This window comes from Streptomyces sp. ISL-43, assembly GCF_018614195.1.
GTDB lineage: Bacteria > Actinomycetota > Actinomycetes > Streptomycetales > Streptomycetaceae > Streptomyces.
Genome location: NZ_JAGGOT010000059.1, coordinates 143,788 through 165,085 on the forward strand (window position 1 = coordinate 143,788; position 21,298 = coordinate 165,085).

Genomic DNA, 21,298 nt, shown 5'->3' on the forward strand with positions numbered 1-21,298 from the left:
CGGCCGGACCGGGCGGAACAGGTTCAGGAGCCGGCCTTGCGCTTGTTGTAGACGTCGAAACCGACCGCGGCCAGCAGCACCAGACCCTTGATGACCTGCTGGTAGTCGGTGCCGATACCGACGAGGGACATGCCGTTGTTGAGCACCCCGAGCACCAGGCCGCCGATGATCGCGCCGAGCACGGTGCCGACGCCGCCGGATGCCGAGGCGCCGCCGATGAACGCTGCGGCGATCGCCTCCAGTTCGAAGTTGATGCCCGCCTGCGGCGTGCCCGCGTTGAGGCGCGCCGCGAAGACCATGCCGGCCAGCGCGGCCAGCACACCCATGTTGACGAAGGCAAGGAAGACGACTCGCTTGCTCTTGACGCCCGACAGCTTCGCCGCGGCCTCGTTGCCGCCGATCGCGTAGGTGTGGCGGCCCAGGATGGAGTTGCGCATCAGGTAGCCGAAGGCGACCAGCAGCACGCCGAGGATCAGCAGCACGATCGGGAAGCCGTGGTAGCTCGCCAGCAGCAGGGTGAACACCAGTACCGCGGCGGCGATGGCACCCAGCTTGGCCAGGAAGAAGCCGAGGGGGAGCAGCTCGAGGCCGTAACGGGCGGCCTGCCTGCGGCCCCGGATCTCCTGGAGGACTGCCAGCGCGAGTACGCCGAGCCCGAGCAGGAGGGTGAGGTTGTGGTAGTTCGTCTGCGGGCCGACCTCCGGCAGGAAGCCGCTGCTGATCTGCTGGAAGCCCTTGGGGAAGGGTGCCACCGACTGGCCCTGCAGCACGATCTGCGTCCCCCCGCGGAACAGCAGCATGCCGGCCAGCGTGACGATGAAGGACGGGATGCCGACGTACGCGATCCAGAACCCCTGCCAGGCACCGGCGGCCGCGCCGATCAGCAGGGCGGCGGCCAGGGCGAGTGGCCACGGAACGTCGTGCTTGACCATCATCACGGCCGCGGCGGCGCCGACGAAGGCGGCCAGCGAGCCGACCGAGAGGTCGATGTGCCCGGCGATGATCACGATCATCATGCCGATGGCCAGGATCAGGATGTAGCTGTTCTGCTGGATCAGGTTGGTGACGTTGAGCGGCTGGAGCAGGATGCCGTCGGTCCATATCTGGAACACGGCGACGATCAGGGCCAGCGCGAGGAGCATGCCGTACTGGCGTATGTTGCCGCGCAGCGCTCGCGCCAGCAGGGGGCCGACGCCGCCACCGCCTCCGGGCTTGGCAGGCAAGGCCGTCTTGAGGTCTGGGGTGCCCGGGGTGTCCGTGGTCTCTGTCTGGGCCATGCCTTACACCTGCTCGTTCTCGGTCGCAGCGCTCACGGTCATGAGGCGCATGAGTGATTCCTGGGTCGCGTCCGTTCGGTCCACCTCACCGGTGAGCCGGCCCTCGGCCATCGTGTAGATGCGGTCGCACATGCCGAGCAGCTCGGGGAGCTCGGAGGAAATGATCAGCACCGCCTTGCCCTGGGCCGCGAGTTCGGCGATCACCGTGTAGATCTCGGCCTTGGCTCCGATGTCGATGCCCCGGGTGGGTTCGTCGAGGATCAGCACGTCCGGCTCGGAGAAGATCCACTTGCTGAGGACGACCTTCTGCTGGTTGCCGCCGCTGAGCTTCCCGGTCTCGGCGAACACCGAGGGCGCCTTGATGTTCATGGTCTTGCGGAAGGTCTCGGCGACCCGGGTCTCCTCGTGCTCGTTGACCCAGCCGCGCCGAGCGACCTTGCCGAGCGCGCTCAGCGAGATGTTGCGGCTGATGTCGTCCATCAGGTTCAGCCCGAGGTGCTTGCGGTCCTCGGTGACGTACGCGATGCCGTGGCCGATCGCCTCGGGGACGGTGCGGGTGCGGATCTCCTTGCCGTCCAGCAGTACCCGGCCCCCCGCGTAGCGCCCGTACGAGCGGCCGAAGACGCTCATCGCGAGCTCGGTGCGGCCCGCGCCCATCAGGCCGGCGATACCGACGATCTCGCCGCGCCGGACCTCGACCGACACTCCGTCGACGACCTTGCGCTGATGGTCGATCGGGTGGTGGACGGTCCACTTCTCGACGGCGAAGGCGACCTCGCCCACCTCGGGGGTGCGCTCGGGGTAGCGGTGCTCCAGATCGCGGCCGACCATGCCCCGGATGATCCGGTCCTCGGAGATGCCCTGGGCGTCGACCGCGATGGTCTCGATGGTCCGGCCGTCGCGCAGGATCGTGACGGAGTCGGCGACCTGGGCGATCTCGCCCAGCTTGTGCGAGATGAGGATGCAGGAGATCCCCTGGGCCTTGAGCTCCAGGATGAGGTCGAGCAGCTTGCGGCTGTCCTCGCCGTTCAGGGCGGCCGTGGGCTCGTCCAGGATGAGCAGTTTGACCTCCTTGGCGAGCGCCTTGGCGATCTCGATCAGCTGCTGCTTGCCCACGCCGATGTCGGCGACCCGCGTGTGCGGGCTCTCGTCCAGGCCGACCCGCCGCAGCAGCGACTTGGCGTGCGTGAGCGTCTTGTTCCAGCTGATGATGCCCCGGTTGGCGTGCTCGTTGCCGAGGAAGATGTTCTCCGCGATGGAGAGGTACGGCACCAGGGCGAGCTCCTGGTGGATGATCACGATGCCGCGCTGTTCGCTGGCCCGGATGTCCTTGAAGGCGCAGGGCTCGCCCTGGAAGAGGATCTCGCCCTCGTAGGAGCCGTGCGGGTGGACTCCGCTGAGCACCTTCATCAGGGTGGACTTCCCGGCGCCGTTCTCACCGCAGACGGCGTGGATCTCGCCGGGGGCGACGCTCAGGTTGACGTGGGAGAGCGCTTTGACACCGGGGAAGGACTTGCTGATCGAACGCATCTCGAGGACGGGTCCGGCCATGGTGGTGCATCCGTTCGACAGGGGGCGGTACGGGCGGGGGCCCGTCAGGTCGACTGCCCCGCCCGTACACGCCCGGCTCTGGTGCGGCCCTGCTTTCAGGCCCGGTGGCTACTTGAGCTGGTCGGCGGTGTACTGCCCGCCGTCGACCAGCACCTTCTGGTAGTTCCCCTTGTCGACGCTGACCGGCTGCAGCAGGTAGGCCGGAACGACCTTGGCCCCGTTCTCGTACTGCTTGGTGTCGTTGACCTCGGGCTTGCCGCCGGTGAGCAGGGCGTCGCCCATCTGCACCGCGACCTTGGCCAGCTCGCGGGTGTCCTTGTAGACGGTCTGGGTCTGCTCGCCCGCGATGATGGACTTCACGGAGGCCAGCTCGGCGTCCTGGCCGGTGACGATCGGCAGCGCCTTGCCCGAGCTGCCGTAGCCGACGCCCTTGAGGGAGGACAGGATGCCGATGGAGATGCCGTCGTACGGGGAGAGCACCGCGTCGACCCGGGCCGAGGTGTACGACTTGCTCAGCAGGTTGTCCATCCGGGACTGGGCGACGCCGCCGTCCCAGCGCAGCGTGGCGACCTGGTTGAAGCCGGTCTGACCGCTCTGGACGACCAGCTTCTTCTGGTCGACGTACGGCTGGAGCACGCTCATGGCGCCCTGGAAGAAGAAGGTGGCGTTGTTGTCGTCCGGCGAGCCGGCGAAGAGCTCGACGTTGAACGGGCCCTTGCCGCTCGCGAGGCCCAGTTTGTCGATGATGTAAGTACCCTGCAGGACACCGACCTTGAAGTTGTCGAAGGTCGCGTAGTAGTCGACGTCTCCGGTGCCGCGGATCAAGCGGTCGTACGAGATCACGGGGATCTTCGCCTCGGCGGCCTTGTGGAGGACGTTCGTGAGCGAGGAGCCGTCGATGGCGGCCACCACCAGCAGCTTGGCGCCCTTCGTGATCATGTTCTCGATCTGTGAGACCTGGTTCTCGACGACGTTGTCGCCGTACTGCAGGTCGGTCTTGTAGCCCTTGGCCTGGAACTGCTCGACCATGTTGTCGCCGTCGTTGATCCAGCGCTCCGACGACTTGGTGGGCATCGCGATACCGACGAGACCGCCTTTCGCGTCACCGCCGTTCGCGCCGTCGCCCGCACCGTTGGCGCTCTGGCCGCAGGCCGTCAGGACCAACGTGAGGCCCGCGGCAGCGAGGCCCGTCAATACCTTCCGCACTATTCCTCCAGGGGTATGCCGCGATCGGCGCGACCTCGGCAGGAGCCTCGGATCGAGTCGAGCGGGGGTCGAGCGGGGGTCGAGCGCCGGCCCGGAGCGGGAGGGGGCCGGGTTCGCTCGGGGGCGGCACGGCCGACCGGGCGGCGGGGCGAGTGAACCCCGCTGGAGGCCCGGGTGGGTGCCGCTCTGGGCTGGCGTTACATGAGTGTTAACGCTCACAGAAACTGCGTCAAGGGCCCTGAGATCACCGTTGGGTATAGCGCGGGCGCGCTCGGAGGAGGACTTGACGGCTGGATTGTTAGCGCTAACAATCTCTCGCATGGCTCGCTGCCAGGGTCCGCGGCGACGCGTGTCAATCTGCTGAGCTGCGCGGGCGGAAGCCCGGCAGGCCGCCGCGCATGGGCCGTGGGGCACGCCGGGGAGCCGCTCGTGTGCGCCCTCCGCCCGAAGCTGATCTTGACCGCGGTGCCCGGTGTCGCGCATCCGCAGTTGGCGGGCCCAGCCGCGCTGGTGCTCGCGCCGGCGCCGGCAGGTGTCGTGGTCCTCCAGCGCGGTGAGCAGCAGGTAGGGGCGGTCGAGCCCGGGGTTGGAAACTGAGCAGCCGAAAAAGGCTCCTTCGAGACCGACGCCGACGGCGAAGCGGTCGTCCACCCGCAGGAGCTCGGCGGCGGCCGCTCCGCCCATGGAACGGCCGACGCGAGCGCCCGGTCTCCCAGCAACGCACCCTTCTGCGGGAGCTGGGCGACGGACCCGCGCCCGATCCCACGACGAACTGCGGTCCGGGCGAGCCGAAGGCGCCGGAGGCTTGTCCGGAGGGCCGGTTCGCGGACCGCACCCGCGACCTGCACGCCGCTGTCCGCGCCGAGCTCGCGCGGGGACACAGCCTGCGCGAGATCGCCCGCAGGCTCCGGATGGGTCGCAACACGGTCCGCAAGTGCGCGAAGGCGTCGGCGCCCGAAGCGATGTTCCACGTCCAGTGGCAGCACCGCGCCGGCAAGCTCGATCCCTTCAAGCCCTACATCCATCAGCGGTGGAACGAGGGCTGCACCAAGGCGTCCCGTCTCTACCGAGAGATCACGGACCTCGGATTCCGAGGCGGCTACAGCACCCTCCGCGACTACATCCGCCCGCTCCGCGAGGGCCGGAGGGAACCAGCAGCGCGGACGCCTTCGCCCCGCATCGTGGCCCGCTGGATCACGAGCCACCCCGACCACCTGAACGAAGACAGCCGTCAATACCTCAAGAGGCTGGCCATGGTGGCAGGGAAACCAAGACGGCCGCGGCCCGTACCCCGTCTACGGTGGAACCAATAGCCTGACTGACCTCACATCGACAGCGGCTTCGGATCCTGCAGGGCGGGATGCCGGCACCCGGGGTAGTAGGTTCCGACAACTCACTCCGCAGCGCAGTTGCGAAAGAAGGCCGCGGTTCGCATGCTGGCCGCATGGAGCGCATCGACCTCAACTTCGGCCCCGTGAAAGCAGCACGGGAGGACCTCACCCGCGCGCAGGGCGCAGAATGAGGCGCGTTGAGCAGGTACGGAAGAACGCTGCCGATGCCCTGCCGGACCCGCCTTCGCCGGGGAGGGCGGCTCAACCTGGCAGATCGGAACAGGCAGTTGGCCTTGGTCGAGCTGACGGACTGGTCCCGCTGGTACCTGCGCAAGATCCAGCCGGCCGTGCGCGGCGCGCGCGCCGAGGCAGGGAAACCGCCCACGGAGAAGACGCCCGAGAAGCCCGCGACGCGCTGGCAGGCGCCCCGGAGGAGCTGGGCGGCGTGGCCCACCTGAAACGCGCGGAGAAGGCGGAGGAAGAGGCGCGTGAGCGCCTGGCCGACGAGATCGGCAAGGTCGCCCCGTACGCACCGGATCCCGTACGCACCGGATCCCGGACACCCGACATAGCGACCATTTACAAGCAGCTGACCGACGGCACCGGCTACCGCCCCCGCCAACTCGACTCGATGCGCGCCAAGGCAGCCCAACGCCTGGCCAAGAAGGACAGATGACCGACATGCTCACCCCCTACGCCATCGCCGCCCTGGTCGCCGCCTGCGCGCTGCTGTACGGCATGGTCCGGATATCCGGCGCCGCGAGCAGCTACCTCCTCGCGCAGGCCGAAGTACGCAGGCTCGAAGCCCGCGCGAAGGCCCGGCAGTTGGACCCCCCACAGCCCGTGTGCGGCTGTGGTCACCACTTCTCTTTCCACGACCCCGAAGCCCGCAGCTGCCACCACCAAAACAAGCTGGAGACCAGCTACCTCTTCGGCGGGATCACCGGGAACGAGCTCGTCGCGTGCGACTGCCGGCAGTACGTCGGCCCCGAGCCGCTCCCCACCGTGTACGCGCCCGAACTCTGACAACGCTGACCAAGCTGTCCGACCGGATGCGGGAGATGGTCGACGGCCAGACGAGGGACTGGCGACACGCGCACATCGGGACCAGGGCCTGGTGTGAACTGTGCGGGACCGGCCTCCCCGCGAAGAACTTGCAGGTCGACCACCGGACGGTTTCGTTCCGTGAGCTGCGGAATCCATACCTGCTGAGACACGGCGGCGGTCTTGACGTGGATCTGGGGGCCTGGAAGGAGTTCCGCAAGAGGTTCGCGGAGATCCGCGCGTTGTGTGAACCGTGCAACCAGGCGGAAGCTCTCGGTGCTCCGCAGGGCACGGACATCAGTCATGTGTGGTCGGACCTGTGGGATCTTCTGGGAAGCGAGCCGCACTGTGTGTGCTGCGAGAGTGAACCGTGGTTCGTGCCGTGTGGCGCAGGTGTGCACCGCGGGTGCTGCGCGCATCCCCCGTCAGAGTGTTGACGCCCCCCGTTCCGGCGAAAAGCCCGGGGACGATCGCCTCTCCCCTGACGTAGGTGCCGAGCGCCTTGCCCTGCTCGTACTCGCCTGCGGTGACCGAACTCCACAGGGCAGACACCTCGGGCAGTCCGGTAATGCCGTCATCGCAGCCCTCCCGGTATCCGTGCAACGCGTCTTCCGCCGATGTTCCCGAGGGGAGCTGGTCGGTCTGGTATTCATAGCCGTCGTCGCAGGCGCCGAACTGTTCGTCGATCAGCGGACCTCGCCCTTGTAGGCAGTCAGGGCCAGGACGAGCAGGGCCGTCATGGTGGTGGCGGTGCGGATGGCAGAGATCAACGGGGGCGGCCTCTTCCTTGTCGATGATGCCGGGGCGCTTCGGGGGAGTGATCGTTCGTCGGGGCCCGCGAAGAGTAGACCTTGAACGCCGATCAATCCCGACAGGTCCGAAACGTGAAACAGCCCCCGCCGGTCCGGGATTTACCGGGGGCGGGGGGCTCGATATTGGGCCGGCTGCTACGCGCAGCCGACGCCGTCACCGTCACGGTCGAGGTGACGGCCGTAGCCGGGGTCACCCCTGTGGACGGGTGCGGCTCCGGCAGCGCGCGCTGCGGTGCAGTTCTTGTAGTAGACGCTGCCACCCCCGCCGATGCTGGTCGAGGAGCTGCCGGAATCGTCCTTGGTGGGCTTGGGCTTGGGCTTCGGGGCGGGGGCCGGCGGAGGCGTCGGCTCGGGTTCCGGGGTCGGCGGGTGGCCCGCCTGACCAGCACATTCACCGCCCCCAGGGGCGGGATGAGAGTTCAGTGAAGGCGGTTTACGACGTTCCTGACCGTGGTGTTCTTGAAGTAGTCGACCGGAGGGTCACTCCAGTTGCTCTCCCACTCGATGAGGGTGACAGTGTCGCCGTCCCGACCCACGCCGAACAGGTGGTTGTGGTAGCTGTTGCTGAAGGTATACGTGACACGCAGGCCCTGGACGGTGGCTCCTTCTTCCACGTCCACAGTCCCGTAGTCGTACCCGGTCTCGATGGTGTCGGGACTCTCGTCGAAAGTGGCGGGGCATTCCGCGTAGGCCTGCCGCGCCTGCGCCGCGAACGCGATCGCCTCCGCGTCCGTCTCGAAGACGAGGGTGTTCTGGAGACCGCTGGCCGTTTCGGACGTGGAGACGCCACGGCTCCAGACGTTGACCTCGGGCACGCTCCACGAGCGGCCGCATGTGGGGTAGCGCCAACCTCGCTCGGCCGGGTTGCCGTACCAGGTCGTTCCGTCCTTCGGCATGTCTGAGAGATAGACCATGCCCGGCCGGGGCCGCCATTCAGCGGCGACTGCCTCAGCCCCTGACGCCACCACCATCAGCGCGGTGGCCACTGCCGCCGTGACCGCGCCGCGCAGTCGCTTCCGTACCGTCATGAGATCCCCCCGGTAGATGTTTGATGGGCCATGTCCCACGCTCAGGTCACCCCAGGCCGTGGGTCCAGCGTGCCGCCCGACCCGCTCATCCAAGGTGCCGGAAAAGACGGAATGGCGCGGACTCCCCTTGAATCTGTCCGGTATGGCCTGCCCGGCGGACGGATTCGAACCCGTGCTCCTGGACTACGTCCTGGCCGTCCTGGGTGCCACCCACGACCGGGCGGCGCTACCGGATGTGGATCGGTTCCTCCGTCATCCCAACCCCCGGGGCCGCAGGGAGGCGGTGGAGGGGCGTCCAGGGCGAACGCTCAAACTGCGAGAAGGGCGAGGTCGCGGCCATGGCGTTGTACGTGGAGACCGTGATCGACGCCGACATGGACGTCCTCTGGGAGCGGACCCAGGACCCGGCCCGGCACCAGTCCTGGGACCTGAGGTTCACCTCGATCTCCTACCTGCCCCGCGCCGAGGGGGAGCCGCAGCGCTTCCGCTACGCGACCCGCATGCTGTCCCTCCTGTGGATCGCCGGCACCGGAGTCAGCGCGGGCGAGCGGCAGAGGTCCGACGGCACGCGCGTTTCGGCGCTGCGCTTCGCCTCGGGTCACCCGCTCTCGCTGCTGGCCGAGGGCAGGGACTACTGGCGCTACGTCCCCAGCCCCAGGGATCCGCTTCCTGAACCGGCTACGACGACCGCCCGCGCGGGGGCCGCTTCGGGGCCCTCGCCGACCGGCTGGTCTTCCGACCGCTCATGGGCTGGGCTGCCGCGGACGATGGTTCCTGACCACCTCCCACCGGCCGGAGTCGGGAGGAGCCGCTGTTACGGCTCCTCGGTTGCCGGGGGTAGGTGGTGCCATGCGTGTCCGCAGGTGCCCTTGCAGTACGTCTTCCTGCGTCGGGTGTCGGCGACGGCGAACACGGAGACGAGGACACGGAACGCCTTCACGTGCTCGTCGACCGGCAGGTTGGCGAACCCGTAGCGGGGCGGGTCCATGCAGATCATCACTGAGGGGTTGGCCGTGGGCTTCACCCCGGACCGCGCCACGCCCGCGCGCCCGTCCGCGGCCGTGATGTGTGCTTGCATCGCGTAGCCGGTGACCTCTTGAAGCACCTCTTGTCGGCGTGTCAGGGAGAGGGTGGAGAGCCAGGTTGTCTCGTCGTCCAGGGTGCGGAGCTCCTGGGCGATCTCGTTGACGATCTGCTCGGTTGCGCGCCCGTAGAGCGGTGTGGACGGCGTCGATCTGCGCCCGGTGGTAGAGGATCTCCCAGCCGCCGCCGGCAGTGCCCTCGGGGAAATACAGGTTCTCGGGTATGAGCGCGTCGATCGCGGCCTGCGACCAGTTCATTCCGCGCAGCATGTGGGCCGTGATCCAATGCGTGCCGGGCTCGTTGGCGAAGCGTGGCACGGTCGCGGCTGGGAGCGGGCGCCTTCCGGTGTTCGGCTTGGGCGCTCGTGGCGGCTCTCGCGGCGTTCCGCCCCTTGGCGAGCGAGCGAGCGAGCGTTCGTGGAGTATGCGGATGCGGTCGCGGGTGGTACGGCTTTCGAAGTAGCTCGCGGACTTGCCGACGTCGACGCCGACGCGCTGGGCGAGCTCGGGGTCCGCAAGGACGGCGAGGATCTGCCCTCGGTCGTACCAGACCGGTCCTGCTATCGGCTCGGGTATGAGGGCGTCGATTGCGGCCTGGCTCCAGCCCGTGGACCGAAGTTCCTGACCGCGGAGCCACGGATGCCCGCGTCTTGGCGTCCACGATCTGGCACGGCCGAGGTGACGGTCTGGTGGAGGAGGCCCAGGTTGAAGGTCTGCCCGTCGCGGAGCAGCTGTTCGTAGGCGTCTAGGCTCTTCTGGGGATCCTGGCTTCGCGGCCGGCGGTGCGGATCGCAGTGCGGGGAGGGTGGTGCGGGCGGCGGCGATGACTTCGGGGCCGGCTTTGACCAGCTCCGGCTCGGCAAGGGTGTCCTGGACGACCGGACATGCGTCGGGGGTGTCCTTCCTTGGGGGCGCCTTTAGGGCCGGGCCGTGTCGCCTCGTGCTCGGCGGTCCTTGAGCGGACATGAACTTCTTCACACGCCCGGTGATGGCAGCGGTGGCGATGCTGGCCGTGGTCGCGGGGACAGCCCCCGCCACCGCGTCCCCGGCCGCCGCACTGCCTTACAAGTGCGCCGGCAGTACCAAGTCGATCGACGATGCCGCCTATTCCGGCCCGTGGCCGGACAACTGGGAGGTGACGGTGTCGGTGTGCGCGGCTCGCTCCGGGGCCACTGTCTACGCGTACGCCGACGTCAGGTGGGACGGTCCCGCCTTCTACTCCACCACCGACGCGGTGATCTTCGACGGGGCCAAGGTCCGGGTGCAGATCAAGCAGTCCCGCGAGGGCACCGACCCGGTGGTGACGGAGAGGGACTTCCCGGCGCTCAAGTCGCGGATGGAGAAGGCCACCTCCAGCGGGGACCGCAACGGAAGCTACCGCACCCCGACCGTCAGCCACCGCGCCGGCCCCGGCGCCCTGGGCGACGCGGTCCTTTACCTGGACTGGCGCGAGGACGGGCACGGCTACCGGGGCCACGACTACGCGGGATCCCCGACCGTCTGACGCCGCGCCAGCCGGACTGCGGAGGCCTGGGACAGCGGTACGGCGCGGTGTGGACGGCGACGAAGCTGCGCTGGGGTCTGGCGGTGGATGAGCTGGAGGGGGAGCGGCTGCTGGATATCGCGGCCGGTGCGGCGGGACCGAGGCGGTGTTCACGCCCGCCCTGTAGGCAGGGCACAACAGGGGCAGGGGCACTGTTCCTGGACGGACTTGGCGCGGGCCGCCACCCAGTGGTGGCGGCCCGCGCCGTTGTGTGTCCTGGCGGCGCGCTGCGGGGCTGGTGCCCGGAGCGCGGTCCGCGGCACGCCTCGGCCTGCCTGGTGTGCGAGGAGCGGGCCGAGCTACGCCACCTGTTCGTGGAGGCGGAGGACGCAGGGCGCGTGCCACTTGTCGTTCGTCGACACGATGAGGAATGAGTCGTCGCCGTTCCGGCAGGCCGCTCGCGGCGCACCGTTGAAAGAGTCGGGCTTGTACTGGCTCGCCTTCTCTCGCAGCTTCACCAGCGCCTTCTCCCGATCCAGGTTGCCTGGCAGCGGGAATGCCTTGACCTGACGCTGTGGGGGATTCCCCTCCGCTTGAACCATCTCCTCAGCGACGATCAGCCACTTCGGCATTGCCCAGCCCTCTCCCGGACGCTCGTGCGTATGGACGGGTCACAAAGTAGCCAGCACGAACGAGATGGGGGAAGACGGCCTCCAGCCGGCGATGGCATGACCAACTACTCCTGTGGGTGCCGGCCGACCTCGACGACAACCCGTACGTCGATCTGTTCCGCCGGATTCGCTCGTACGCGGATCGCGGCCGAGGCACTGAGCCGGAGCCGGCTCCTCAGCGCATCACCGTTGAGCGGGACTGGTGGCGCACAAGGTGCCGCGGCCGTCTACGATCGCGCAGGCCCGGGCGTCGCCGGGGGTGAGCGCTGGGACCATCCGGGTGTGGGCGTCGTGTCCGTACTGCTGGCGGTACTCCTCGGAGTTTCCCTGTTTCGGGGTGACCATGACCCGGTCTCCTGCCGCCGTGCCGCTCATCTTGGCCCAGGCCGCGTGACACAGGGCGCTGTAACGCAGTTCCACACGGACTCCGTAGTTGTAGCCGGTGTGGGCTGTGGTGGCGTCCTTCGAGCACGTCGTGGTGGCCGGCTCCAGCGACGCGCACGAGGCGCCGTCGCAGGTTGTGGTGGGCGCCGGCCGGACCGCGGTCAGAGAGGGCGGGGGATAACGCATCCCCCGGTGTCGAGTCGCTGTACTGGACACCAGCCCAGGCCGCGGCCGCCAGGAGCGCGACGGCTCCCCCTGCCCCGAGGGCTACCAGCCATCCCTTTTTGACTCGTGGCTGCGGTGACGGCCGGTCCGGTTGCGGCGCCCCGCCCGTCGAAGGCGACGTCTGCTTCGGAACGTGCGCTCTCTCCTCCATCGCGCATTGGTGGAGGGAAAGAGCCTGGTCGAGTTCCGGATCGCTCAGCTTGGACTGCGCGGGCTTTGTGCAGATCTGCCAGAACGCACGAATCGTCTCAGGGGCGGGCAGAGTGCTCCCCGACTCCCATCGCGAGACTGTCGGCTGGTTGGTATGCAGCTGCTTGGCAACCCAGGACTGGCTCCGGTTGTTCGTCTCGCGCCAGCGTCTCAGGCGCTGGGCCAGCTGGACGCGCGCCGGACCGGCGGGCTGCTGATGGCCCAGAGCATCGGCATTCTGCTGAGCGTCCACGACGCACTCCTTCTTCCACGTCCCAAACCACCAGGTCAAACCCCATACGAGGTGCCGTGTATATGCACGTATGGCCGGTGACCCGGGCAGCGTAGAGCCAACGAGGAATGCGGGGCAAAGTTGCTGACAGCCGGTGCGAAGGTCCCGGCCAATCCCGCCTCTGAAGTCCGTGGCCGTGCCATGCCCTGGCGCGGTCCGGGGGATCGCGGAGGCACTACACGAAAAGGAAAAAGTCTATGATCACCTCAATTCACTTTCGTTTGCGCGGCGTTGCCACCGCAGCGGTCTCCATCGCAACTCTTGCGATGGTCGGCCTGGCGTCGACTCCCGGCACGGCTGCCGCTCATGGCGCCGATACGGGGACCTCGGCCCGCCCCGGCTCGCACCCCTCCACCAGCACCAAGCACGGCCCTCGCGGGTATTACCTGAAGTTCACCAAGAACTGGGATCACCCGGACCGCTCGACCCTCTCCCTCGTCCACGACGGCATCCCGGTCAAGAGCTACCGCGCCGGGTCCGGCGTAGGAGTCACTGATGAGTGCCGCAGCAACAAGGGATGGCTTCCCAGCGGCACCTACCAGGTGAAGGGGCACCAGACCCACCGCAACAGCGCGATCAAGGGCTACGCGATTCAGCTCTCCGACAAGGCATGCCACCCCAAGTCCAAGAAGAAGGCCGTCAACCGCGGTGATCTGTTCATCCACAGCGAGATGACCAAGAACGGCGGCCAAGGCTCCACCGAGCCCACTCGATGGGACGGCGACAGGGACTACAAGTCCTTGGGCTGCATCAAGCTGAGGCCCGCCGACATCAAGGACCTGTTCTCCCGCCTGAACCAGGCCCACTGGCCGAAGAACCTGACCCTGCGGGTCAACTGACACACACAGTCGAGCACCTCGGCCGCCATCACGTGGCCCCCGGCACCGCCGGGGGCCACGCCTGGCTGTCCGCGTGGTCCCTCATCTCGATCGGCACCGCGTGTGGGCTACCGTCCACGTTGCTGTGCCTCGCCCACTGGGCGGGCTGAAAGCGGGCGAGCACCGACCGGGGGTACAGCACCATCCACAGCGAAGCTCCGCCGGTGCTCGACGCCTTCCGCGCCGTGCGGATCGGCACGAAGACCGGCTTCTACATCCACGCGCGGGGGCAGGCGGCGGTGGAGGCCGGTGTGCTCCACGACGGCCAGGCCGGCCACCGACACAGTCTCGCTCCGGACTTCATCGACTGGCAGACCCGCCGATCCGTCGCCGACCTGGGCCGCGCCGACATCGTGTTCGTCCACAACCCGGAGACCGTCGGGAGCGGGGACCGCGACCTCCTACGCGTCGAACTCCGGGCCACGTTCGAGGTTTTCGAAGGGCTGGTCGGCTCCGGCTTGATCGGCGGGTACGGGGTCGCCACCTGCTCTGGCTTCACCGAGGACGCCTTCACCATCCCGGAACTGCCGGCCTTGGCGCGCCAGACTGGAGGCCCCGGTCACCACCTGGCCGCGGTCCAGCAGCCCGACAGCCTGGTCATGGCCCACCCGATCACCCGCGCCCTGGATGGACGCGGCCCTCTGGTCCAGGCCCGCTCCGCCGGCTTCCTCGCCTTCGGTTCCGCGCCCCTGCACGGCGGGGAACTGAGGGACCTGGTGACGCCCGAACGGGTTGAGTTGATCCGGCCCGGCGCGCACCCCGCCAAGGCCTGCCTGCTCGCCGCCGGCTCCTGCCCGAGCCTGGACGTCCTGCTGGTCTCGGCGAGCACGCGCGAACACTGGACACCGCCGTGTCGGAACTGGACGACCCGCTGACCGACACGGACTTGAGGAAGGTGCTCGCAGGCGGATTCCGTCCCGATGTCCCTGGGCGGTCTGGCCGGCTTCTACCGGGCTGCCGCGTACCGGCCGGGTGTCGGAGTGGGTCCGGGCGGGCCGCCGGTGCGGCCCTCGGAGGAAGTACAGCGTCATACCGCCCGCGAGGCGGGCGCCGGGCCCGGGGCCTGACCGGCAGGGCGGAAGCTGCAGCCGGGCCGGGAGCGCAACGGCCCGAGGCCTCGCATCAGTCAGACGGCGCTGTCGTAGCAGATCGCAAAGATCCTGATGGAGTGACTTCTGTTCGGGTCGCTGTTGGCCGCACGAACTTCCCACCCGCCATTGTTCGACAAGGGAGCAGACTCCTGAATCCAAAGAGGACCGCCTGTCGCACTGATCGTAGTCGACTCGAACCCCCCCCACTCGCGACCTTCTTTCCTTGCGGGCAGAAGGCAGCCGCAGCGAAAGACGTCTGGGGCAGAACTTCAAGAGTGGTCACCACTTGCTCGTAGCCCGGCAGGCCCGAGGCACCTGCAGGGCCGCTGGGTCCTGCAGGACCAGCAGGTCCTGCAGGACCTGTAGTACCCGTGGCACCGGCAGGACCGGCCTGATTCCAGGTCACCATCTGCTCACCGAATCGGCACCGCTGGCCGGCCGCAAAATCAATGAGGCGCAGCGCGCCACCGAACCGCGAATAGCAGCCGGTGAAGACCCCGCCAGGACCCGGAATGTCGGCGTGCGCCACACCACCGAAAAGACTGGACGTAAGGCCCAATGCAGCGGCGATTGCGCCCACCTGGGCGCGCCCTGAGAGGGCGACGCGTCGACTGACAGACATGACGGTGATCTCCTCGGAGGTTCGCGCTCACCCAAGAGTGAGCGGGTCGCAGGTGGGAGTACCCGCGGCGGACCTCCTAAAGATCAACGATCACATTCACAGTCGCAACAGTTCACCCCGATATGTCCCTCTTTCGTCATAGTGATCGCCGCCATCGGGATGACGCTACGACGGTCTCGCTTGGCGGGCGCCCGGCCAGGCACGCTGTACCGGCAGCTGGTGGCTTCAGGACCAAGACGAGTCCTATGAGCACCGGGCTCTCGGCAGAGTCTCCTGTGCGGTGAACCCAATCCGGGGCGCCATTACCACCTCAACATCCCGCAGGCGGCGCCTCAGCTCCTTTTGGCGTTCGGACCCGAGGCGAGGTCTTTAAGGCGTCGGACGGGCAGGGAGCTCACCGAATGGTCGAAACGGCGCCTTCGAGCCAGGTCATCCTCCGGTTCAACCGGCACCAGCCGGTGACCACGATCGTTCGCGATCCCAGCTTCTACGAGCCGACTGAATAGGATGATTGCCGGAAGTTCGGGTCCTTCTGCAAGACGCATGACCGCCCCTACCGGCACGAGGGCTGCGGGGGAGGGCCGCATCTCGTCGTCCTGTACCGCGAGGAGCACGGCCGGGGCGCAGCAGGGACCTGAACGGTCGGTGGCGTGCGCGGGTGAGGCCCGGTGCCCAGAGCGCTCTGGGGGCAGCAATACCACGACGGGTCGGGCAGCGCTGCGGGCTTCGAGGCCTCACGGCACGAGTCCGGCTCACTCGGTGGACTGCGTGGGGGCATGTTAAGAGGCCGCGACCCGGCATCCGGGATCGCGGCTGCTTGCGCACCTGAGCTGACTAGCCCTGGTTCTTGTTGTGGCCACTCCTGCGCGGCCGCGTGGGCCTCGAGGTTCTGCTCGGTCGCGGCTGCTCGGCCTGATCCGCCTCCTTCGACGCGGCGGCCGTCGCCTAAGACCATGTAGGGCACGGTCTAAGGGGGCCGACAACCGGTCGGCCCCCTCGCGCAGTTGCGTCAGCCCCTCCCGCAGTCACCGCACTCGCCGCGCCGCCGCAGGTAGTAGGCGTACGTCGCGGCGCCGAGCGCCACACCCCAGCTGAGCCAGAAGATCATCGGGCCGTTCGCTCCCCACATCTCCGCTTCGAGGCGGGCGATGCTCATCACTCCGCCCGGGATGAGGGCCAGCGCGACGACGGTCGCCGGGATGATCGCGGTCTTCGGGTTGACCGGCCTGCCCGCCTTGAACCACACCCAACGCGGCCACACCTCGCCCCACTTGCTGACAAGACCGTGGGTCAGCAGGCTGCCCAGCGTCGACAGGATGCCGAGCGCGAGCCCGATCTCCAGCATCCCCTCCGTGTCCTGCATGTCCTTGAGGAAGGCGTCCGTGATCCCGAGCGGATAGCCGAAGTACCAGGCGATGCGGGTGATGTCGTACGGGAGGGTCGAGATCACCGCCGCGTAAACTGCCCAACGCCCCCACCGCCGGGCTCGGTCGGGCGAGGTCCACGAGGCGGCGGCCCCCTCGCCGCGACCGCAGTTCAGGCACTGGTCCGCGGTGCGCCGCTGGTAGGCGAGGGTCATCAGGGCCCACATCAGCCCGCCGATGAAGACGAGGACGAGGTTGTCCCTGTGCCAGAACAGGATGTCCTCGATGCCGCCCTGCGGCCCCGGGATCCCGGTGAACGAGAACACCACGATGAGCGGTGAGAACGCGACCAGGCCGATCATGAAGTAGTCCGGGATCACGAACATCAGCACGCCCGCCGTCACCCACCCGAAGGCGAGCAGCGCCTTTCGCTGCCGCCCCGACCCCCGGTTCCGCAGCATCAGCACCCCCGCGACAACGGCGGCGGCACAGAAAAGAGCGAACACCGGCGCGACGACCTCCGCCCTGCTGGGCTCCAGGATCGACCCCGTGGACCGCTCGTCCCGCACCTTGGCGAAGGGGTAACCCGCTCCACCCAGCGCCCAGTAGAGCTGCGCCGCCCCGTAGACGACCGACCAGGTGATCGCCGCGTACGCCGACCACTCCGGCCACCGCGCCCACCAGCGCACGCGGCGCGGGGCCGTGCTGCCGCCGGGGGCGACGTCCCGCTCCGCCCGTTTCCGCACTGCCGTCGTATCGGCCATGACCGTCCGCCTCCTCAGAACCGCTGCCCCAGAACCGCTGTCCTGGTGATGCCTCAAGGCTTCCAGCCCTGGTCGGGGCGCGGTATCTGCCGATCGGCAGAGATCGAATGGACATACGGAGCCGCGAGATTCCGCTGTCGCGCGGGCGCTCCCGTCCCGCACGATGAACTCATGGCCACCACAGATCCCGCCGCCGACCGTGCCGCTGCCCGCCGCAGCCTCGAAGGGCTCGCCATCGGCGACGCGTTCGGTGAGCGCTGGTTCCCGCTCTTCCGCGACCCCCAGCAGCCCGGAACGAGATACGGGCCCGCCGCGCCCCCGAGGAGTCCGAGTGGCACTGGACCGACGACACCGCGATGGCGCTCACCGTGCGGTGGGTGCTCGACGAGCACGGGGCGATCGAGCAGGAGCCGGCTCGCCGCGTGCTTCGCGCTCGTGGGCATCTCTCAACTTGCCGCGATCGGTCGGATTCGGTCCCGTCAGTGACCCCCTTCTGTCGCCCTGACACTGACGGAGCCGATCGCGCACCGTGACCAGTCCAGCTCGCCCCGGGCACCGAGTTCATCCAGGACGACTCGGTGGAGTCGGGCCCGGACCCGATCCCGGCCACACTGGGCGAACCTCCGATAGGCCGTCTGCCAGCACGGCCCGAACACTGGCGGGAGCTGCCGCCTCGTAGAGCCCGAGGTGGCCACGAACGCGATCGCGGCCAGGACCTCACGGTCACCCACCCGCCTCCGACCCCCACCCTGCGGACGCTTCACCTCCGTCGGCGGCACCACCCGCCGGAACAACACCCACAACTCATCCGGCACCAACCGCTCAATCAGATCCGTCATGCACCGTTCAGCGAACGATCAGGCCATAAGGAACGACGTCTGAAGTCCTTGGCCTGGCTTGCGCCCGCGGCATTCTCCCCAGCCTTCTCGGCCGCCGAAGCGTGCTGGCGGGGACGGTACTGGCCGCGTGCGGCTGGCGGGCCGACTGGTCGCCGGGTATGAGGCCGTGGGCCTGGCCTTGAGCCTGTTCGGCGGGGCCGTGGTCCTGGCCGGTGCGTGGCACTGAGTCGGCAGCACAGGCATCAGGCACCCACAGGCAGGCTCCGCGACTCGTCACCCAGCGTGCGCAATCCACGGAAGTTCGGTGACTTAGAGGTCGCGCGGATAGGCAGCTGTGCCGGGTTCCTCCGTCATCATGCCCCGGACCCGGACCCGGTGGACGTCCATCCCCGCTGGTGGAGCTTCTCCAGGCCGTCCAGGAGGAGGTCCAGCGCGAACTCGAATTCGAACTGGTCGTCGCAGCTCCGGCCGACGGCCGACGCCGTGTCATGAGCGGCCCCCGCGGCCAGCTCGGCGATCCGCGGGTACTTGGCCGCCATGGCCGCGAGCGCCTCGGCCCCGCCGTTCGGGCCGGCGCTCCCCGAGTCGTCGAACAGCTCCTGGCTGAAGCCCAGGAGCCGGCTGCCCATGGCGTGCATCGCGTGATGGGTGAGGTCGACGGAGAAGCCGCCGTCCCGGAACGTCCCGATCATCGAATCCAGGTACTCCAGCACAGCCGGGGTCGGCCCGGTCCGTGACTCGATCACCTGCGAGGCCCAGCGGTGGCGCAGGAGCACCCGGCGGGCCGAGAGGACACGCCGACGGACCACGTCCTTCCAGTCGGAACCGCTCGCCGAGAGGTCGATCTGGGCGACGACCGTATCGGCCATGCCGTCCAGGAGCTGTTCCTTGTTGGGCACGTGCTTGTAGAGGGCCATCGGCACGACGCCCAGTTCCTGGGCGAGTCTGCGCATGCTGAGCGACTCGATGCCGCTGTCGTCCGCGAGGGCGACGCCCGCCCGCAGTACGCGCTCCTTGTTGAGCGGCGCCCGGCGCCCGGCCTCCGGCTGCTGTGCCATCTCGTCTCTCCTCACGATCGGGCATCGGTCGGTACCCCTTGACGAGTGTACGCGGTACACCTACTGTGACCGCGAGCAAGGTGTACGGCGTACACCTTCCTGGTCGAAAGGACCGAAGATGAGTTCAGACAGAAAGACCGCGGTGGCCGCGGGCGTGCTGTTCCTGGTGACCGAGATCGCCGCGATCGCGGGGCTGGCCCTCTACCGACCCGTCCTGGACGGGGCAGCGGGAACCCTCGGCCCCGGCGACGCCACCTCGGCGTTCCTCGGGGCACTGTGCGAACTGACCCTCGTGGCCGCCGTCATCGGCACCGGAATCGTGCTGTTCCCCGTCCTCAGGAGGCAGCACGAGGGGATGGCGCTCGGGTACGCCTGCTTCCGCCTGCTGGAAGCCGCCGTCATCACCGTCGGCGTCCTCAGCGTCCTGACGCTCGTGACGCTGCGGCAGGAAGCGACCGGGGCCTCGGCCACTACGCACGCCACCGGTACCGCAGGCGCCGACCGGGCCCTCGTGGCCCTGCACGACTGGACGTTCCTGCTCGGGCCGAACGTAGCCTTGGGCCTGAACACGGTGCTGCTGGCGTACGTGATGTACCGCTCCCGGCTCGTGCCGCGGTTCATCGCCGTGCTGGGGCTGATCGGGGGCCCACTGATATGCGCCTCCGCGGTGGCCGTGATGTTCGGGGTCTACGAGCAGATCTCGGTCCCGGGCTCAGCCTTGGCCGTCCCGGTCTTCGCCTGGGAGGTGGCGCTGGCCGTCCGGCTCATCGCCAAGGGGTTCGAACCGGCCCGGGCCGGCACGACTGGCGCCCCGCAGGCAACTCCCGTCCCCGCTGAGGAGAACACGGGAGCCCTTCGAGCCTGATCTCCGCAAGCGCGCGGCTCGGCATGCGAGACGGGCACCGGTGGCGTGACCGGGCCGGATCCTACGCTGACGGCGTCCGGACCGGAGCCCCGAACGTGGTCCAAGTGGCCGACCGGTTCCACCTCTGGCAGAACCTCGGCACCGCGGTCGAAGCCCAGAGACACGGCATCCGGGAGATCGCCAGGGAACTGCACATGGGCGGTAACACCGTCCAGGCCCTCCACGCGCACGTCCGCGGCTTCGCCGGGATCTTTCAGACCCGCTCCGGCCATCACCTCAAAGACTGGATCACCGCCACCCGCTCCGAGGACCTTCCCCGGCTGCACGCGTCCGCCACTGGTCTGGAGAAGGACTGGGACGCCGTCGTCCAGGGTCTGACCACTCGCTGGAACTCCGGCCCCGTGGAAGGCCGTGTCAACCACATCAAATGATCAAACGCTAGATGTTCGGCCGCGCCAAACTCTCGCTCCTCCGCAAACGGGTACTTCTCACCGCCGCCCGCCAGTGACCAGTGGTGGTCAGGAGGCAGCGACAGCACCGTTTGTTCACCCTCATGGAACAGCGTCTGACCGGTCTCCGAATGCCTTAAAGCCGAGCTGTCATGACTGTCGCAGTCTCACTTCAGATCGGTGCGAGGATCGATGGCCCAGTGGTTGGTTCGCAAGACTCGGCCGGCGAAAGTCACGTCTTCCTCACCTAGGGACCTGAAGCCGAGGGACTGGCATATGCCATTTGACGGAGCATTTGCTATCGCTGGAAACGCATGCACGACTCCCCACCGATCTTCTTCGCGGGCCAGTTCAAGCAACGTGCGGACGGCCAGCTTGCCGAGACCGTGTCCCTGAAACTCTGGCAGCACCATCCAGCCGATCTCGGTAAGCCGCTGCCCGTCAGCGTCGTGGGTCCAGAGGGTCACGCTTCCCGCCACCACTGCCGGTTCCATCTCGTCGGGAATGATCATTTTGATCCACTGAGTGCCCTCTGCCGCACTTCGGACATCGCGCTCGACCTTCGCCGTCATCCCCTCAGGAGGAAGCGGGCCACCGAGGTCAACCATCATGGCCGGGTCGCATCGCATCCGAACGTAGGCTTCGACATCGCCAAACCCAACATCACGCAAACGCACTTACTTACCCTCCTCCGACTTGCCTGGCATCGTCCCCACGATCACACGGCGGTCCCCAATGACGCTACGTCACCGAGGGCAGTCCCGTTGATCGTCCTCGCTGAGTAGGCCCGGAG

General features: G+C 68.3%; 19 protein-coding genes and 4 pseudogenes. 10 read left to right on the top strand and 13 right to left on the bottom strand.

Features of this window, described 5'->3' with window-relative positions; genetic code table 11:
• Positions 1–23: 23 nt before the first annotated feature.
• The 3 genes from mmsB to chvE all read right to left on the bottom strand — a co-directional run bounded on the left by mmsB (position 24) and on the right by chvE (position 4,034).
• Complete coding sequence (gene mmsB, locus J7F03_RS31240; protein ID WP_214955421.1) at positions 24–1,277, bottom strand: multiple monosaccharide ABC transporter permease; 1,254 nt, start codon at positions 1,275–1,277, stop codon at positions 24–26.
• Positions 1,278–1,280: 3 nt separating this feature from the next.
• The gene (gene mmsA / locus J7F03_RS31245) at positions 1,281–2,828 is read right to left on the bottom strand and encodes a multiple monosaccharide ABC transporter ATP-binding protein (RefSeq protein ID WP_214955424.1); all 1,548 of its coding nucleotides are present in this window, start codon (positions 2,826–2,828) and stop codon (positions 1,281–1,283) included.
• Positions 2,829–2,936: 108 nt separating this feature from the next.
• A complete protein-coding gene (gene chvE, locus J7F03_RS31250; RefSeq protein WP_308380032.1) occupies positions 2,937–4,034 on the bottom strand; it encodes a multiple monosaccharide ABC transporter substrate-binding protein in 1,098 nt (365 codons plus the stop codon).
• Between the two features lie 911 nt (positions 4,035–4,945).
• On the opposite strand from chvE, the gene J7F03_RS31255 reads away from it, so the two are divergent.
• The 4 genes from J7F03_RS31255 (at position 4,946) to J7F03_RS31270 (ending at position 6,391) form a co-directional block, all read left to right on the top strand.
• On the top strand, positions 4,946–5,347 hold the full coding sequence (locus tag J7F03_RS31255; RefSeq protein WP_214955426.1) for a hypothetical protein: 402 nt from the start codon (positions 4,946–4,948) through the stop codon (positions 5,345–5,347).
• A gap of 311 nt (positions 5,348–5,658) precedes the next feature.
• Positions 5,659–5,823 (top strand): hypothetical protein, encoded by a 165-nt coding sequence (locus J7F03_RS31260; protein ID WP_214955428.1) that lies wholly within the window; start codon positions 5,659–5,661, stop codon positions 5,821–5,823.
• Positions 5,811–6,041: a hypothetical protein gene (locus J7F03_RS31265; RefSeq protein WP_214955431.1), complete on the top strand. Its 231-nt coding sequence runs from the start codon at positions 5,811–5,813 to the stop codon at positions 6,039–6,041. Before J7F03_RS31260 ends, J7F03_RS31265 begins: the two co-directional genes overlap by 13 nt.
• Positions 6,038–6,391 (top strand): hypothetical protein, encoded by a 354-nt coding sequence (locus J7F03_RS31270; RefSeq protein WP_214955433.1) that lies wholly within the window; start codon positions 6,038–6,040, stop codon positions 6,389–6,391. The genes J7F03_RS31265 and J7F03_RS31270 overlap by 4 nt, the downstream gene beginning before the upstream one ends.
• A gap of 965 nt (positions 6,392–7,356) precedes the next feature.
• Here J7F03_RS31270 and J7F03_RS42790 read toward each other — a convergent pair.
• Positions 7,357–7,644 (bottom strand): excalibur calcium-binding domain-containing protein, encoded by a 288-nt coding sequence (locus tag J7F03_RS42790; protein ID WP_214955481.1) that lies wholly within the window; start codon positions 7,642–7,644, stop codon positions 7,357–7,359.
• Positions 7,641–8,249 (bottom strand): hypothetical protein, encoded by a 609-nt coding sequence (locus J7F03_RS31280; protein ID WP_214955435.1) that lies wholly within the window; start codon positions 8,247–8,249, stop codon positions 7,641–7,643. The genes J7F03_RS42790 and J7F03_RS31280 overlap by 4 nt, the downstream gene beginning before the upstream one ends.
• Positions 8,250–8,587: 338 nt before the next feature.
• Here J7F03_RS31280 and J7F03_RS41485 point away from each other — a divergent pair.
• Positions 8,588–9,012: pseudogene (locus J7F03_RS41485) on the top strand (hypothetical protein); the annotation flags it as partial.
• Positions 9,013–9,063: 51 nt separating this feature from the next.
• Here J7F03_RS41485 and J7F03_RS31285 read toward each other — a convergent pair.
• Entirely contained in the window at positions 9,064–9,540 is a 477-nt protein-coding gene (locus tag J7F03_RS31285; protein WP_308380034.1) for a DUF5958 family protein, read from the bottom strand.
• Positions 9,541–10,295: 755 nt separating this feature from the next.
• Here J7F03_RS31285 and J7F03_RS31290 point away from each other — a divergent pair.
• Positions 10,296–10,835, top strand: a complete 540-nt coding sequence (locus tag J7F03_RS31290; protein ID WP_214955439.1) for a hypothetical protein — start codon at positions 10,296–10,298, stop codon at positions 10,833–10,835.
• Between the two features lie 338 nt (positions 10,836–11,173).
• Here the strand turns inward: J7F03_RS31290 and J7F03_RS31295 are convergent, their stop codons facing one another.
• The 3 genes and pseudogenes from J7F03_RS31295 to J7F03_RS42795 form a co-directional block, all read right to left on the bottom strand.
• The gene (locus J7F03_RS31295) at positions 11,174–11,446 is read right to left on the bottom strand and encodes a hypothetical protein (RefSeq protein WP_214955441.1); all 273 of its coding nucleotides are present in this window, start codon (positions 11,444–11,446) and stop codon (positions 11,174–11,176) included.
• A gap of 222 nt (positions 11,447–11,668) precedes the next feature.
• Entirely contained in the window at positions 11,669–12,055 is a 387-nt protein-coding gene (locus J7F03_RS31300) for a DUF2690 domain-containing protein (RefSeq protein ID WP_214955443.1), read from the bottom strand.
• Between the two features lie 271 nt (positions 12,056–12,326).
• Positions 12,327–12,536: pseudogene (locus J7F03_RS42795) on the bottom strand (helix-turn-helix domain-containing protein); the annotation flags it as partial.
• 236 nt (positions 12,537–12,772) lie between these two features.
• Here J7F03_RS42795 and J7F03_RS31310 point away from each other — a divergent pair.
• Together J7F03_RS31310 and J7F03_RS31315 are read left to right on the top strand one after the other, a co-directional pair.
• A complete protein-coding gene (locus tag J7F03_RS31310) occupies positions 12,773–13,414 on the top strand; it encodes a L,D-transpeptidase (RefSeq protein ID WP_214955445.1) in 642 nt (213 codons plus the stop codon).
• 203 nt (positions 13,415–13,617) lie between these two features.
• On the top strand, positions 13,618–14,328 hold the full coding sequence (locus tag J7F03_RS31315) for a hypothetical protein (protein ID WP_214955447.1): 711 nt from the start codon (positions 13,618–13,620) through the stop codon (positions 14,326–14,328).
• Positions 14,329–16,175: 1,847 nt separating this feature from the next.
• Here the strand turns inward: J7F03_RS31315 and J7F03_RS31320 are convergent.
• The 3 genes and pseudogenes from J7F03_RS31320 to J7F03_RS31330 form a co-directional block, all read right to left on the bottom strand.
• Positions 16,176–17,294, bottom strand: a complete 1,119-nt coding sequence (locus tag J7F03_RS31320) for an NYN domain-containing protein (RefSeq protein WP_251072740.1) — start codon at positions 17,292–17,294, stop codon at positions 16,176–16,178.
• Between the two features lie 450 nt (positions 17,295–17,744).
• A pseudogene (locus J7F03_RS31325) lies at positions 17,745–18,133 on the bottom strand (transposase); the annotation flags it as partial.
• 353 nt (positions 18,134–18,486) lie between these two features.
• Positions 18,487–19,191, bottom strand: coding sequence for a TetR/AcrR family transcriptional regulator C-terminal domain-containing protein (locus J7F03_RS31330; protein ID WP_214955449.1), 705 nt, complete (start codon positions 19,189–19,191; stop codon positions 18,487–18,489).
• A 118-nt stretch (positions 19,192–19,309) separates the two neighbouring features.
• Here J7F03_RS31330 and J7F03_RS31335 point away from each other — a divergent pair, with 118 nt between their 5' ends.
• Positions 19,310–20,056 (top strand): DUF4386 domain-containing protein, encoded by a 747-nt coding sequence (locus J7F03_RS31335; RefSeq protein WP_214955451.1) that lies wholly within the window; start codon positions 19,310–19,312, stop codon positions 20,054–20,056.
• Positions 20,057–20,100: 44 nt separating this feature from the next.
• Positions 20,101–20,487: pseudogene (locus J7F03_RS42120) on the top strand (transposase); the annotation flags it as partial.
• Between the two features lie 185 nt (positions 20,488–20,672).
• Here J7F03_RS42120 and J7F03_RS31345 read toward each other — a convergent pair.
• The gene (locus J7F03_RS31345; protein WP_214955453.1) at positions 20,673–21,182 is read right to left on the bottom strand and encodes a GNAT family N-acetyltransferase; all 510 of its coding nucleotides are present in this window, start codon (positions 21,180–21,182) and stop codon (positions 20,673–20,675) included.
• Positions 21,183–21,298 lie beyond the last annotated feature (116 nt).

Coding starts and splice junctions, on each gene's coding strand:
- mmsA (WP_214955424.1), bottom strand. CDS start 2,828: ATGGCCGGACCCGTCCTCGAGATGCGTTCGATCAGCAAGTCCTTCCCC.
- mmsB (WP_214955421.1), bottom strand. CDS start 1,277: ATGGCCCAGACAGAGACCACGGACACCCCGGGCACCCCAGACCTCAAG.
- J7F03_RS31300 (WP_214955443.1), bottom strand. CDS start 12,055: ATGCGTTATCCCCCGCCCTCTCTGACCGCGGTCCGGCCGGCGCCCACC.
- J7F03_RS31320 (WP_251072740.1), bottom strand. CDS start 17,294: ATGGCCGATACGACGGCAGTGCGGAAACGGGCGGAGCGGGACGTCGCC.
- J7F03_RS31310 (WP_214955445.1), top strand. CDS start 12,773: ATGATCACCTCAATTCACTTTCGTTTGCGCGGCGTTGCCACCGCAGCG.
- J7F03_RS31330 (WP_214955449.1), bottom strand. CDS start 19,191: ATGGCACAGCAGCCGGAGGCCGGGCGCCGGGCGCCGCTCAACAAGGAG.
- J7F03_RS31335 (WP_214955451.1), top strand. CDS start 19,310: ATGAGTTCAGACAGAAAGACCGCGGTGGCCGCGGGCGTGCTGTTCCTG.
- J7F03_RS31290 (WP_214955439.1), top strand. CDS start 10,296: ATGAACTTCTTCACACGCCCGGTGATGGCAGCGGTGGCGATGCTGGCC.
- J7F03_RS31295 (WP_214955441.1), bottom strand. CDS start 11,446: ATGCCGAAGTGGCTGATCGTCGCTGAGGAGATGGTTCAAGCGGAGGGG.
- J7F03_RS31255 (WP_214955426.1), top strand. CDS start 4,946: ATGGGTCGCAACACGGTCCGCAAGTGCGCGAAGGCGTCGGCGCCCGAA.
- J7F03_RS31280 (WP_214955435.1), bottom strand. CDS start 8,249: ATGACGGTACGGAAGCGACTGCGCGGCGCGGTCACGGCGGCAGTGGCC.
- J7F03_RS31270 (WP_214955433.1), top strand. CDS start 6,038: ATGACCGACATGCTCACCCCCTACGCCATCGCCGCCCTGGTCGCCGCC.